At 61.9% G+C, this 13,483-nt stretch carries 16 protein-coding genes; 6 read left to right on the top strand and 10 right to left on the bottom strand.

Annotation, left to right across the window (positions count from 1 at the left end; translation table 11 throughout):
• Positions 1-61: 61 nt before the first annotated feature.
• The 3 genes from X733_RS139570 to X733_RS139580 are packed head-to-tail and all read right to left on the bottom strand — an operon-like array spanning position 62 to position 1,823.
• Positions 62-673 (bottom strand): LysE family translocator, encoded by a 612-nt coding sequence (locus X733_RS139570; protein WP_023688582.1) that lies wholly within the window; start codon positions 671-673, stop codon positions 62-64.
• On the bottom strand, positions 670-948 hold the full coding sequence (locus tag X733_RS139575; RefSeq protein WP_023671020.1) for a DUF4031 domain-containing protein: 279 nt from the start codon (positions 946-948) through the stop codon (positions 670-672). Before X733_RS139575 ends, X733_RS139570 begins: the two co-directional genes overlap by 4 nt.
• A gap of 44 nt (positions 949-992) precedes the next feature.
• Entirely contained in the window at positions 993-1,823 is an 831-nt protein-coding gene (locus X733_RS139580; RefSeq protein ID WP_023684687.1) for a cell envelope integrity EipB family protein, read from the bottom strand.
• A gap of 138 nt (positions 1,824-1,961) precedes the next feature.
• Here X733_RS139580 and X733_RS139585 point away from each other — a divergent pair, with 138 nt between their 5' ends.
• The 5 genes from X733_RS139585 to X733_RS0135720 all read left to right on the top strand — a co-directional run bounded on the left by X733_RS139585 (position 1,962) and on the right by X733_RS0135720 (position 6,206).
• Complete coding sequence (locus tag X733_RS139585) at positions 1,962-2,426, top strand: RidA family protein (RefSeq protein WP_023684686.1); 465 nt, start codon at positions 1,962-1,964, stop codon at positions 2,424-2,426.
• Positions 2,427-2,440: 14 nt separating this feature from the next.
• A complete protein-coding gene (locus tag X733_RS139590) occupies positions 2,441-3,169 on the top strand; it encodes a glycerophosphodiester phosphodiesterase (protein WP_023819941.1) in 729 nt (242 codons plus the stop codon).
• 55 nt (positions 3,170-3,224) lie between these two features.
• The gene (locus X733_RS139595; RefSeq protein ID WP_023693439.1) at positions 3,225-4,439 is read left to right on the top strand and encodes a GNAT family N-acetyltransferase; all 1,215 of its coding nucleotides are present in this window, start codon (positions 3,225-3,227) and stop codon (positions 4,437-4,439) included.
• Positions 4,440-4,561: 122 nt separating this feature from the next.
• A complete protein-coding gene (locus X733_RS139600; protein ID WP_023684683.1) occupies positions 4,562-4,990 on the top strand; it encodes an HIT family protein in 429 nt (142 codons plus the stop codon).
• Between the two features lie 280 nt (positions 4,991-5,270).
• Entirely contained in the window at positions 5,271-6,206 is a 936-nt protein-coding gene (locus X733_RS0135720; RefSeq protein WP_031194021.1) for a phosphatase PAP2 family protein, read from the top strand.
• Between the two features lie 102 nt (positions 6,207-6,308).
• Here X733_RS0135720 and clpA read toward each other — a convergent pair whose 3' ends face one another.
• The 4 genes from clpA to X733_RS1000000169860 form a co-directional block, all read right to left on the bottom strand.
• A complete protein-coding gene (gene clpA / locus X733_RS139605; RefSeq protein WP_023700736.1) occupies positions 6,309-8,798 on the bottom strand; it encodes an ATP-dependent Clp protease ATP-binding subunit ClpA in 2,490 nt (829 codons plus the stop codon).
• Between the two features lie 6 nt (positions 8,799-8,804).
• Complete coding sequence (gene clpS / locus X733_RS139610; protein WP_023671012.1) at positions 8,805-9,131, bottom strand: ATP-dependent Clp protease adapter ClpS; 327 nt, start codon at positions 9,129-9,131, stop codon at positions 8,805-8,807.
• 276 nt (positions 9,132-9,407) lie between these two features.
• Positions 9,408-9,737 (bottom strand): phasin family protein, encoded by a 330-nt coding sequence (locus tag X733_RS139615; RefSeq protein WP_023745119.1) that lies wholly within the window; start codon positions 9,735-9,737, stop codon positions 9,408-9,410.
• Positions 9,734-10,009, bottom strand: a complete 276-nt coding sequence (locus X733_RS1000000169860; RefSeq protein ID WP_155924279.1) for a hypothetical protein — start codon at positions 10,007-10,009, stop codon at positions 9,734-9,736. Before X733_RS1000000169860 ends, X733_RS139615 begins: the two co-directional genes overlap by 4 nt.
• A gap of 11 nt (positions 10,010-10,020) precedes the next feature.
• On the opposite strand from X733_RS1000000169860, the gene X733_RS139620 reads away from it, so the two are divergent.
• On the top strand, positions 10,021-11,472 hold the full coding sequence (locus X733_RS139620) for a D-alanyl-D-alanine carboxypeptidase (RefSeq protein WP_023745120.1): 1,452 nt from the start codon (positions 10,021-10,023) through the stop codon (positions 11,470-11,472).
• A gap of 46 nt (positions 11,473-11,518) precedes the next feature.
• On the opposite strand, the gene X733_RS139625 is transcribed toward X733_RS139620, so the two are convergent.
• The 3 genes from X733_RS139625 to X733_RS139635 all read right to left on the bottom strand — a co-directional run bounded on the left by X733_RS139625 (position 11,519) and on the right by X733_RS139635 (position 13,483).
• Positions 11,519-12,217, bottom strand: coding sequence for a DnaJ domain-containing protein (locus X733_RS139625; RefSeq protein WP_023700739.1), 699 nt, complete (start codon positions 12,215-12,217; stop codon positions 11,519-11,521).
• Positions 12,217-12,942: a hypothetical protein gene (locus X733_RS139630; protein WP_023742450.1), complete on the bottom strand. Its 726-nt coding sequence runs from the start codon at positions 12,940-12,942 to the stop codon at positions 12,217-12,219. Before X733_RS139630 ends, X733_RS139625 begins: the two co-directional genes overlap by 1 nt.
• Before the next feature lie 103 nt (positions 12,943-13,045).
• Complete coding sequence (locus X733_RS139635; RefSeq protein ID WP_023671006.1) at positions 13,046-13,483, bottom strand: DUF1489 family protein; 438 nt, start codon at positions 13,481-13,483, stop codon at positions 13,046-13,048.

Below are 13,483 nucleotides of genomic sequence, written 5' to 3'. Positions count from 1 at the left end.
GGAATGAGCGCGCATATAGAGGGGAAGCGCTGCAAACGCAAGCGGTGAGGTGCTTCATCGCTCAGCGTGCGGCAATCAGCGCTCCGGTGCCGATCATGGCGCTGCCGGCGAACCGGTTAATCAGCCGCATGCGTTCGGGCGTCCTGAACCAGCCGGATGCCCTGCCCGCCAGCGCGGCGTAGATGCCCATGGTGAGAATATTGGCGCCGACGACGACTGCCACCACCAGCAGGCCGTCGGCAAACGTCATGGTGTCGAGGTTGAGGATCAGCGGCATGATCGAGGCGTGGAACAGGATCGCCTTCGGGTTGCCGAGCGCCACGGAGGCGCCAAGCAAGAACGAACGCGACAATCCGGTTTGGGGGATTCCTTGCGCGGCCGATTGCGCGGCCGCGGCCCGCCACATCTTGATGCCGAGGAAAATCAGGTAGGCCGCACCGGCGTATTTCAACAGGAGAAACACCCATTCGAAGGTCTGGGCCAGCGCCACCAGCCCGAGCAGTGCCAGGGTGACCAGCACGGCATCGCCGGCGGCAATGCCCATTCCGGCGACGAACGCACGCAGGAAGCCGCGTGCCACGCCGTTGGTGATCACCGTGAACATCGCCGGTCCCGGCGTGGCGGCGGCAAGTGTGATGGCAAGGCAATAAGCCAGGAATGCCGTTAGCGTCACGATCGGCCCTTTCCGTTGGGTACCCGTACGCGCCTGAAGATCGCAACGATCTCCTCGCGGCTGCATTCGATGGCGCCGAGCCGCACCGCCCGGTCGCGCTCGAAGCCGGTTATGTCATAGTGCGGCGCCGATGTCCTGGGCGGCCCTTGGTAGGACGAACGCTTGACGCCAAGCTCGGCGGCGAAACGATGCAGTTCGTCCGTATCGTCGGCCATCAGGTGGCACCAGCGATGGCCGGCCCATTTCCAGATTGCCGCATCGACATAGACCGCCATCGGGAACTGCCATCAAGCCTGCCGTGGCCAGCGCCGCATTGTTGCTATTTCGAGACCGGGCAAGGCTTGGTCTGATCGAACAGCGACAGGTTGACCAGCTTTCCGGTCATCGAGAACTCGCCATAGTCCATTGTGAGGTCGCGGGTGATGCCGTTCTCGTGCAGCTTGAAGCTGATGCGGTATTCCGGCACCTCTTCGCCCGATTTGTCGGTCTCGTCGAAATAGGCGATGTCGACCGGCCAGTATTTGTCGCCGGCAAGCTTGGCCAGCGCCGGCGCTTCGGGGTCGGCCTTGTCGCCCTCGGCCTTCTTGCCGACGATGACGGTGGTGGTCATCACCTTGTTGGCATCCTCCGAACCGTCGAACAGGCTGGTTTCGTAGAAATTCTCGCCCTTCTCGGCCTTGCCGATCAGTTCGACCAGATGCTGGGTCGGGAACTGGGTGGCGGCGAGTTCCAGGCTGCTCTTCTCGGGCTTGTCGATGTCGACCTTGAGGCCCTTGGTCTCTTTCGTGGCGGTGCCCTTGACCTCCTTGTCTAGGTTCTGGTCGACGAAGGATTTGGTCACGAACGAGAAGGTCTTGCCTTCGGCGTCCTCGAACGTGGTCGTCTGCTGGTCGGTCAGCCTGGTGTTGTCGCCGGTGGCGATCTGGGTGACGAAACGGAATTTTACCGTATAGCCCTCGCAGGGCGAGCCGTTGAACTCATAGACCATGCGGCCGGAAATGCCGGTGATGCCCGAGCGGTCCGACGCCTTGTCGAGGGTAAGATCGTAGACGGCGCGATGCGCCTGCAGCGCCGGCACGGCAAAGGCTGGAGCCATCGAGAACAGCACCGGAACGAGAACGGCGTGGAAGGCAAGGCGCGTTGCGCGCATAAGGGGCTCCGATCGTCGCAGCTGATGGCAGGCCGCAGGTAAAGATGGTCCAGCTTAAAAAAAGTCGTGGCGGAAGCGAGGCAAAAATAGCAATTTCGGCCCGGCCAGCGCGGCGTCTCCAAGCAATAGGGAAATACGATGAGTGAAACAATCGAAAAGCGGCTAAGCGATCTCGGCGTGACGATACCTGCCGCCGCAGCGCCCGCCGCGAACTATGTGCCCTATTGCAGGTCCGGCAATCTTTTGTTCACCGCCGGGCAGTTGCCGCTCAAGGACGGCAAGCTGCAGGCAAGCGGCCTGCTCGGCCGCGACGTCGATACCGCAACCGGCAAGGAAGGCGCAAAGTACTGCGCAATCAATGTCTTGGCCCAGGCAAAAGCAGCACTTGGCGATCTCGAAAAAATCCAGCGTTTGGTCAAGATCACCGTCTTTGTTGCATCAGTGCCGGATTTCGTCGAGCAGCATCTGGTCGCCAATGGCGCCTCCGATTTCCTGGTCGCCGCCCTTGGCGAGCGCGGCAAGCATGCCCGCTCCGCCGTCGGCACCGCCTGTCTGCCGCTTAATGCCGCAGTGGAAATCGAAGCCGTCTTCGAGGTCGCATGAGCAGGACCAAGACAATGACCGACCTTTCCTGGCTGACCGCCCGCCCGGTGGCGCATCGCGGCTTTCACGACATGAACAAGACGCGCTGGGAAAACACGCTGTCGGCCTTCGCGGCTGCCGCCGAGCGCGGCTATGCGATCGAATGCGACGTGCATCTGTCGTCCGACCGCGTCCCCGTCATAATTCATGACGGCGATCTCAGGCGGTTGACCGGCCAGGACGGCTTCGTCTGGCAGCGCACGGCGGCGGAAATGACGGCGCTCAGGATCGGCGGCACCAAGGACCATGTGCCGACACTTCAGGAGGTGCTCGACGTGGTCGATGGCCGTGTGCCGATGATTATCGAATTGAAGGGCGTGCCCGGCTACGACGAGGGCCTAGTGGCGAGCGTCGGCAAGATGCTGGAGCGCTACAAGGGCAAGGCGGCGATCATGTCGTTCGACCACTGGCTGGTCCGCGACTTCCCCAGGGATGCGCCTGGAATTCCGGGCGGGCTCACGGCCTATGGCCAGGACAACCAGTTGATCGAGGCGCATTTTGCCATGCTGGCACATGACCTCGCCTTCACCTCCTATGCCGCGGGCGATCTGCCGAACCCGTTCGTCAGCTTCGTGCGCGAAAGGCTTAAAATGCCTGTCATCACCTGGACGGTGCATGACCAGCCGGCGGTGGATCTCACCTTCAAATACGCCGACCAGATGACGTTCGAAGGGTTCGAACCCGATCTGGTCAATGTCGCCTGATGGAAGTGCCTGAAACGTGACTTGTAGCGGCCCCGACAGAGCTTAAATAAGCCCCATGGATCAGGGTGATGAAGGTGACGGGCAAACGGCGAATGCGGAGTTTTCCATCCGCGTTGCCGCCGGCATCAATGCCTTCACCTGCGACGAGTGGAACGGCTTTACCGGCACAACCCGCAGCGACACAGAAAATGGCTATAACCCTCTCGTTTCATATGCTTTTCTGAGCGCGCTTGAAGATTCCGGCTGCGCCGTGCGGCGTACCGGCTGGCAAGGTCATCATCTCAGACTGGAAAATGCCCAAGGCAGATTGCTGGGCGCCGTGCCCTGCTATCTCAAATCGCACAGCCAGGGCGAATATGTCTTCGACCACGGCTGGTCCGATGCGTTCGAACGCGCCGGCGGCAACTACTATCCGAAACTGCAATGCGCCGTGCCGTTCTCTCCGGTCACCGGCCCTCGCCTGCTGGTCAGCAAAGGCGAGGACAGCGCCATTGTGAAGGCCGGTCTCGCAGCGGGCCTGAAGGCGGTGACGGAAAAGCTCGGCGTGTCGTCCGCGCATGTCACCTTCGCCAGTGAAAGCGACGTTGCAACGCTGGAAGCAGCCGGCTTCCTGCACCGCACCGACCAGCAGTTCCACTTCTTCAACGAAGGCTTTTCAACCTATGACGATTTCCTCGCCACGCTGGCATCGCGCAAGCGCAAGGCGATGAAGAAGGAGCGGCGCGAGGCGCTCGCCAACGATATCTCGATCGACCGGCTGACCGGCAAGGACCTGACCGAAAGGGCCTGGGACGATTTCTTCGCCTTCTATATGGATACCGGCAGCCGCAAATGGGGCCGGCCCTATCTCAACCGCAAGTTCTTCTCGCTGATCGGCGAGCGCATGTCCCAGGATATCCTGTTGGTAATGGCCAAGCGCAATGGCCGCTATGTCGCCGGCGCCATCAACTTCATCGGCTCCGATGCGCTCTACGGCCGCAATTGGGGCTGCATCGAGGACCACCCGTTCCTGCATTTCGAAGTTTGCTACCATCAGGCCATCGACTTCGCCATCGAGCGTAAGCTGAAGGTGGTCGAGGCCGGCGCGCAGGGTGAGCACAAGCTGGCGCGCGGCTATCGTCCCGTGACCATGCATTCGGCGCACTACATCGCACATCCCGGCCTGCGCAATGCTGTGGCCGACTATCTCCGGCGGGAACGCCGCGAGGTCGAGCGGATGGGCGAAATCCTGGAAGAGCATACGCCGTTCCGCAAGGATCTTGAGGAATAGCGATCCGCCCCTGCCCTCGCCTGACCATCTTACCTGACCATCTTACCTGACCATCTTACCTGACCATCTTGCCGGTCCGGGACAGCTTCGCTACACCGGGAGCATACTCCCGGAGCGCCGCCATGACCGAGGCCTACGACCCCAGTAATATCTTCGCAAAGATCCTGCGCGGCGAAATCCCCTCGCACCGCATCTACGAGGATGATGCCGTGGTCGCCTTCATGGATGTGATGCCGCAAGGCCCCGGTCACACGCTGGTAGTGCCCAAAGCACCGTCGCGCAATCTGCTCGATGCCGATCCCGCGACGCTCGGCCGGCTGTTCACCACGGTCCAAACGGTCGCGCTGGCGGTCAAAAAGGCTTTCGGCGCTGACGGGGTCACCATCCTGCAGTTCAACGAACCGGCGTCCGGCCAGACCGTCTACCACCTACATGTCCATGTCATCCCGCGGTTCGAAGGCATCGCGCTCAAGCCGCATACGGGGCAGATGGAGAAGCCCGAAGTGCTGACGGAGAACGCGGCGAAGATCCGAGCAGCGCTGAACGGTTGAGGTGGCGCGCGCCTCGGGGAGATGCGCTCAGCCACAATCCACCACGTCCGTTAGGAAAATATCAAACCACGCCGTGATAACGTGCTCCGTACCGGGATGCGTTTGGGTTTTCAAAATCGTGGAACATTCGGTTGCGACATCAGAGCCGTTGGTAAAAGCAGCTGCCGGGCGGGCCTTTCTGCGCACCTTGGCGGACGCGTACCGGCGACACCGCCTGCTGCACGCGATGGCCATCGCTGCCCTGCTTTTGGCAGCCGCGGTCGGCCTGCGCACCGGAAACATGCCGGATTTCGGCGTGCTGGAAGACTATTCCCAATACCTTCTTTTCGCTTTCTGGATCGGTGGCTGCGCCTTCGCACTCGGCAGCTTTTTTCACCTTGCACTCATCAAACGGGATCCTGAGCCGCTCGGCACTTTCCTGCGATCGATCGGCGGCGTCTTCGGCGACGCCGAGCGCAACGCCAACAGCCTGAATGGTCTGGCCGCGTGCATTGCGCTCATATCCGCTTTCGGTGTGTTGAAAGGCGCGGTCGCGATCCTTTCGCCATTCGCATGGGATCACGCATTGGCTCAGGCCGACCGGGTGCTGCATTTCGGCCGAGCGCCCCATGAATGGCTATGGTTTATCGTCCAGTCGCCGCTCGCCGTAAGATCGTTCAACCTGGCTTACAATTCCTGGTTCGTCGTCCTTATCGCCTCGGTCTTCATCGCTTGCGTCACGCGCAGGGACACGAAGCTGCGTCACCAGTTCCTGATGAGCTTCATGCTCGTGTGGATACTGGCGGGTTTTTTCCTGGCGATGGGCCTGTCTTCGGCAGGGCCGTGCTTTTACGAGCGACTGGGGCTGGGCAGCGACTATCATTCCCTGATGCAAGCACTCGCCGCCGCCGATCGCATCTATCCGATCTGGGCGCTCAGCACGCAGGACATTGTGTGGAGCGGCTATATCGGGGCGACGCCAGGCAGTCTCGGCATATCCGCCTTCCCGTCCATGCATGTAGCGATGGCGGTGCTTTTCGCGCTTTATGCAACACGCCGCTCATGGTTGGCCGGCCTTTTGATGTGGGCATTCGCCGCAATCATCATGGTCGGCTCGGTCGTCCTTGGCTGGCATTATGCCGTGGATGGCTATGCGAGCGTTCTGATTTCGATCGCCATCTGGAAGGCGTGCGGGTACTTCCTGGGCAAGTTTGCACCCGAGGGCGTCGCCGCCTGACCTAACAACATCTGACCTGAAAAGCAGGGGCGCTGTGTCGGTAAACCGGCCAGCCGATGAAAAAGGGCCCGTCGCCGGGCCCTTTTTTCATAGGCGAACTTTTTAGCTCTTGCGCGGCAGTTGCGGCACCAGGCTGCGCTTGCCGCCGTCCTTGCCCTTCGGCTCAGGCTCGTCCTTGCCCTTGGGCTGAGGCTTCTGCGCCACCGCCTTCTTGGCGACGGGCTTCTTGGCCACCGCCTTGCGGGCTTTCGGCGCCTCTTCCGGCTCCTGCTTCGGCTGCACCGGGGCTTCGTCGGCCAGTGATTCGAGCTTCAGGCCGGTTTCGCCGGTTTCCTTCTTCTCGACGGTGACGCGCACCGTGCCGCCCTTCTTGAGCTTGCCGAACAGCACCTCGTCGGCCAACGGCTTCTTGATGTGCTCCTGGATGACCCGGCCCAGCGGCCGCGCACCCATGCGCTCATCATAGCCCTTGTCGGCCAGCCAGGCGATCGCGTCCGGCGACAGGTCGAAGGTGACGCCCCGCTCGGAGAGCTGGGCCTCGAGCTGCATGACGAACTTCTGCACCACCTGATGGATGACCGGCACCGGCAGCGAACCGAACGGGATGATCGCATCGAGACGGTTGCGGAACTCCGGCGTGAACAACCGGTTGATGGCCTCGACATCGTCGCCTTCGCGCTTGGTCGATCCGAAACCGATCGCCGCGCGCTGCGCATCGGATGCGCCCGCATTGGTGGTCATGATAAGGATGACATTGCGGAAGTCGATCTGCTTGCCGTTATGGTCGGTCAGCTTGCCGTGGTCCATGACCTGCAACAGGATGTTGAACAGGTCCGGATGCGCCTTCTCGACTTCATCCAGCAAGAGCACGCAGTGCGGATGCTGGTCGACCCCGTCGGTAAGCAGACCGCCCTGGTCGAAGCCGACATAGCCGGGAGGCGCGCCGATCAACCGCGAGACGGTGTGGCGTTCCATATATTCCGACATGTCGAAGCGGATCAGCTCGACGCCGAGCGAGGCAGCCAACTGCTTGGCGACTTCGGTCTTGCCGACGCCGGTCGGGCCTGAGAACAGGTAGGAGCCGATCGGCTTTTCCGGTTCGCGCAGGCCGGCACGTGCCAGCTTGATCGCCGAGGTCAGCGCGGTGATGGCGGTGTCCTGGCCATAGACGACGCGCTTCAGCTCGATGTCGAGGCCTTGCAGCACCTTCTCGTCGTCTGCCGAAACCGTCTTCGGCGGGATGCGGGCCATCGTGGCTATCGTGGCTTCGATCTCCTTGATGCCGATCGTCTTCTTGCGCTTGGCTTCCGGCACCAGCATCTGCGAGGCGCCCGTCTCGTCGATCACGTCGATCGCCTTGTCCGGCAGCTTGCGGTCGTTGATGTAGCGGGCCGACAGTTCCACCGAAGCCTTGATCGCCTCGTTGGTGAACTTCACCTTGTGGAATTCCTCATAATAGGGTTTGAGGCCCTTCATGATCTCGATGGCGTCCTCGATGGTCGGCTCGTTGACGTCGATCTTCTGGAAGCGCCGCACCAGAGCGCGGTCCTTCTCGAAGAACTGGCGGAACTCCTTGTAAGTGGTCGAGCCGATGCAGCGGATGGCACCCGAAGACAGCGCCGGCTTCAACAGGTTCGACGCATCCATCGCGCCGCCGGACGTCGCACCGGCGCCGATGACGGTGTGGATCTCGTCGATGAACAGCACGGCGCCGGGATAATCCTCTAGCTCCTTGACAACCTGCTTCAGCCGCTCTTCGAAATCGCCACGGTAGCGGGTGCCGGCCAGAAGCGTGCCCATGTCGAGCGCGAAAATGGTGGCGTCCTGCAGCACTTCGGGCACGTCGCCTTCGACGATGCGCTTGGCCAGACCTTCGGCAATCGCCGTCTTGCCGACGCCGGGATCGCCGACATAGAGCGGGTTGTTCTTGGAGCGGCGGCACAGCACCTGGATGGTGCGGTTGATTTCGCTCTCGCGGCCGATCAGCGGATCGATCTTGCCGGCCTTGGCCTTGTTGTTGAGGTTGACGCAATAAGCCGTCAGCGCATCCTGCTGCTGCTTCTTCTTGCCGCCTTCCTCCTGCGGCTCGGCGCCGTTCTGGCCGCCCTGCTCGTCATCGGCGCCGCGCGGCGAGCGCGTCTCCGATGCGCCGGGGCGCTTGGCGATGCCGTGCGAGATGTAGTTGACCGCGTCGTAGCGGGTCATCTGCTGTTCCTGCAGGAAATAAGCGGCATGGCTCTCGCGCTCGGCAAAGATGGCGACGAGCACGTTGGCGCCGGATACTTCCTCGCGGCCCGACGACTGCACATGGATCACCGCGCGCTGGATGACGCGCTGGAAGCCGGCGGTCGGCTTGGAATCCTCATCGTAGCCGGTGACGAGATTATCGAGCTCGGTGTCGATATAGGTCAGAACGGTGTGCTTCAGCTCGTCGAGATCGACGTTGCAGGCGCGCATGACGGCGGCCGCCTCCGTGTCGTCGATGAGGGCGAGCAGCAGATGTTCTAGGGTTGCATATTCATGGTGCCGCTCATTGGCGAGCGTCAGCGCCTGGTGAAGCGCCTTTTCCAGGCCTTGGGAGAAAGCCGGCATGTTACCTCACTTCTTCTCCATCACGCATTGCAGCGGATGCTGATTCTGTCGGGCGAAATCCATGACCTGAGACACTTTGGTCTCGGCCACCTCGAATGTATAGACCCCGCACTCTCCCACCCCATGATTGTGAACATGAAGCATGATGCGTGTGGCGGCTTCGCGGTCCTTTTGAAAAAAACGCTCCAGGACGTGAACCACGAACTCCATGGGCGTGTAGTCGTCGTTGAGGATGAGGACCCTGTAAAGGCTGGGCTTCTTGGTCTTGGTCTTCGTGCGCGTAATGACGGCTGTGCCGCGACCGGCCTCATTGCCGTCGCCGTCACTTTGCATCCGCACCACGCTTGTCGTGGCAGTCAAACCTGAAGTCACGTAGTCCTGCCTCTTTCGAATCCCCATGCGAGTTCGATATGTAGGTGTTCGATGGACGATTTTAAGCCCTTCTTGTTAGCTGACAATATGGCTAGGTGGGCAAACCGAGGGGATTTTCAAAATCGTGAACTGCCAAAGCCCCGGAATTGAAACCGGCATGAAAAAACCCGGCCGCGCATCCGCGACCGGGTCTGTTTTGCAAGCCCGAAAGGCCGTGCCTGGTATTCTCGAGCGAAATTACTTCGCCTTGGCGACAATCGATTCGAAGGGCTTGTAAGCCTCCTTGGCGAGATCGGCATAGAGATCGCCGAACTTGGTCGCCTCGGCAACGAAGCTCTCATAGCTCTGCTTGGCGAAGTCGGACTGGATCTCGACCGCATTTTCCAGCGACTTGGCGGAGAACAGCTTTTCGACCGCGGCGCTGCCGGCTTCGAAGCTCTTCTTGGTGTATTCGCCAGCTTCAGCGGCGATCGCCTGCGCCCCCTTGGAGAGCGAGGTGAAGCTCTTCAATCCGGTATCGGCAAACTCCTTGCCGTATTTCGAGAAGTCCTCGTAGGTCTGGGTCATTTGACGTTTCCCTTGGCGTTTTGAAGCGCCCTTGCCTGAGCGCGATTGTGCAATGCACGAGAATATATTGTGCGCTGCACAAAAGTCAAGATTTCAGCGGCATCAGGCCGCGCTGCGCCGGTAACAGCTAAAATTCGAATAAAGAAAGGCTCAAGCCCGAGGAAAATGGTGAACGCGCCGGTTACCATAAACGGATTGGTAACGCTGGCCGCGATAGTTTGACGACAAGTGAGGTCGGATCCCTTTGCCGCCTCCAGGGCAATGAGTTTCAAAGGAACTATCAGTGCGTCAGGCGTTGTCGGTCTTCGGTTCAAAATCCGCATCTTCCCTCAAAACGATCATGATCCTCGCTTTGGCGATGTCATTTGTCGTTGCGGATGCCGCGTCCTCGATGGCCGCCAGGTCTTCGGCGATCGTCGTCGACGCCAAGACCGGCAAGGTGCTTTATTCGTCCGATGCCAACGGCCGGCGCTACCCGGCGTCGCTGACCAAGATGATGACGCTCTATCTGACCTTCGAGGCCATGGCGAAGGGCCGGATCAGCAGGAACACGCCCGTGCCGTTCTCGGCCAAAGCGGCGGCCGAACCGCCGACCAAGCTCGGCGTCAAGGCGGGCGGAGCGGTTTCGGTCGAAACCGCCATCCTGTCGATGGTGACCAAGTCGGCCAATGATTCGGCGACCGCGCTCGGCGAACTGCTCGGCGGCAGCGAAAGCAATTTCGCCCGCATGATGACCGCCAAGGCGCGCGCGCTCGGCATGGACGGCACCGTGTTTCGCAATGCCAACGGCCTGCCCGATCCCGGCCAGTTCACAACCGCCCACGACATGGCGATGCTCGGCATAGCGCTCAGGGAACATTATCCGCAGTATTACGGCTATTTCTCGCAGCGCTCCTTCCTTTACGGCCGCCAGCGCATCAATGGCCACAACCGTCTGCTCGGCCGCATCAAGGGCGTCGACGGCATCAAGACCGGCTATACCCGCGCCTCCGGCTTCAACCTCGTCTCGTCGGTTTCGGATGGCAACCGCCGCCTCGTCGCCGTCGTCATGGGCGGCACTTCGGGGCGCAGCCGCGACAACCAGATGGCCGGCCTGATCAACGCCTACATGCCGCGCGCATCGACCCGCGGCGGCGGCGCCCTGGTCGCCAAGGCCGGCGGCGACAATCCGGTCAAGGCGCTGGCCAAGGTCTTCCTGCCCAAGCATGACGCGCCGACGCCGGATGGCAAGCCGATCGTTGAAGACGATGCCGTAGCGTCCAATGACGATCCGACATCCGCTGACGAGCAGTCTGCTGAAGGCCAGTCTGCCGACGAACAGACGGTGGCCGCGGTCGAAGAGCCCGCCCCCGTCGTCAAGACCAGGAAGGTCAAGACCGTCATCGTGACGGCGCCGAAGGTCGAAACTGCGCAGATTGTGGCTGCCTATGCCGAACCCACGCCTGTATCCCCACAGGCGGTCGACCCGGTCAACACGGCCTCGGTGCCGGCTGGTTGGGCGGTGCAGGTGGCGTCGTCGCCCAAGCAGTCCGAAGCCCAGGCTTTCCTCGACAAGACCGCCAAGCAGGCGCCCAAAGTTCTTGGGGCTGCTTCCGGTTTCACCGTCGCCTTCGAAAAGGATGGCGAGACCTATTACCGCGCCCGGTTCGGCGGCTTCCGCTCGAAGGACGCGGCCTGGAATGCCTGCAATGCCCTGAAGAAAAAGAAAATCGCCTGCTACGCCGTCCAACAGTAGGGCGGCGTCGGAACCATCTCCCGGAAATTTACTGCGTCGAAGGAGACTAGTTGTGATTGGAGAGCAAGACGTCCTTGGCTTCGTTGATCCGCGCCGCCAGGAAAGACGTGCCGCCGATGTCGGGGTGCAGGCGCTGCATCAGGCGGCGGTGCGCCTTGCGGACATCCGCCGCGGCGGCCCCCGCTTCAAGACCAAGGATCTTGTAGGCCTCCTCCTTAGTCATGGCGCCCGCACCTGGCGCAACACCCAGCCCTTCGCCACCGTTCGCCTCAGCGTCTTTGCGCCAGACGGGAAAACGGCCGTCAAGATACGTCTCTAGGAGCTGGCGGCTCTCCGGGTCGCCGGGGAGTTCGCGGTAAAGCTGCTGCAGCTCGGCCAGGCCCATCGCGCCCAGCATCTTGCCTTCATGGCGGCCGGCCAGAACCAGGCCTTCAAGCCCGCCCGTATCGTGATCAAGCTCCATTTCCAGTGCGGCGGTCCGCACCGTCGAGCGCTTGCCGGGCGCCGGCCCGACCGACGGCCGCTTCATTCGCATCGAACCGTACCAGGCAAGGGCCGCGGCCAGGATGAGGCCGGCAATGCCTTCGCGCCCGACCACCAGCACGGCAAGGCCAACCAGCGCCAGAAGCACCGGCCCGAGCGTGCGCATGCCGCTTGCCAGTTTTTGCGCATCGGCACGGACAAAGATCGTCGCCGCGCCGAGCAGCACCAGAAACAGTGCAACAAGTGCAATGATAGCGCCCATCAATTCCCGCCGCCCCTGAGATGCTCGATCAGCAGCCGATCTCCCGGCCTGTCCCTTGCCTCGAGCGCCTTCAATCCACCCGTCGCATAGACGGCAACCGCCGAAAGCAGCCCGGCCAAGGTCGCGGCAGCCCGCCGATCAAATCGGAACCAAGCCCCTTTGGACAGCCGCGCAATCTCCTTGAACGCCTTTTCTGCGCCGGGATCATGGCCTTCCTGGAAGACGAAGACGGGAACGCCGTGCAGACCGAGGCCCCCGGCCTTCTGCGCCAGGTCGTCGATATCCTCTTCCATGGCGTCGCCGATATAGACCAGAGCATTGACCTTGGCCGCCGCCGTTTCCTTCAGCGCATGCGCCAGCACCTTGCCGATCTGGGTGTGGCCGGCACGGCAGTCGATCCGCGTCATCAGCTGCTTCAGGGCATTGGTGTCGGCGACAAAAGCCGACGAGCGGCACTCGCCCAACCCGCGAAAATAGGCCAGTTGGACGCTGAGAGTTCCGGCCTTGCCGACGGCGTCGAACATTTCGCCCTGCAGCTTGATGGCGAGATCCCAGGTCGGCTGGCGGCTCATCGTTGCGTCGAGGGCAAGGATCAGCCGGCCCGTGCCGGTCGCGACAAGCGTCCGGGCCTTACGGATAAAGGCGTCGATCTCGCCGGCATTGGATTGAGGCTTGACCGGCGCAGGATCGGCCCTTGCGGGCACACGCTGCTTCTTGTCGCTCATAAGAAGCAAGATGTGGCGTTGTCGGCCCCCTTGCAAGTCCAGCCTTGGACAAGATGAAGGGCCAGCGCTCGACGCTCTGGGAGAAGCGGCCGCGCCCTTGGCTCTACAGCAAGCCCAGATCGGCGAGCTCGCGCTTTAGTTTCGGCGGCATCTCGACCATTCCGGCCTTGCCCTTGCCGATGTCTGCGGGCGCATCCGAAGGTTTGAGATAACGCCAGCCCTGGAAGGCGCGGCGCGGCTGCCAGTCGGTGCGCACGACGTCGAGGTCGAGCATCAGGCGGCAACGGCCGATGCCTTCGTCGTCCGTGAAGGGCCTGATATCAGTGATCAGCTGGCGGCATTGCACGCTGCCCTTGATCACCCAATAAAGCGAACCGCCATCGGTGACCTCGGCGCCGCGCGTCGGCACCATGCGGGTTGTGTGCCAGTGCTCGGCGGGTTCGCCGGCGCGGCGGCGCTCATCGAGGCGGAAGGCGATCCATTCTTCGAGGTCCTCGACGCTGTCGCAACCGACGCACAGTTTTAGGAGATTGAGTGCCAT

It is taken from the genome of Mesorhizobium sp. L2C066B000, from assembly GCF_000502335.1.
Lineage (GTDB): Bacteria > Pseudomonadota > Alphaproteobacteria > Rhizobiales > Rhizobiaceae > Mesorhizobium.
Note: the sequence above shows the minus strand (reverse complement) of the source record. Positions and strands in the feature narration are given on the sequence as shown.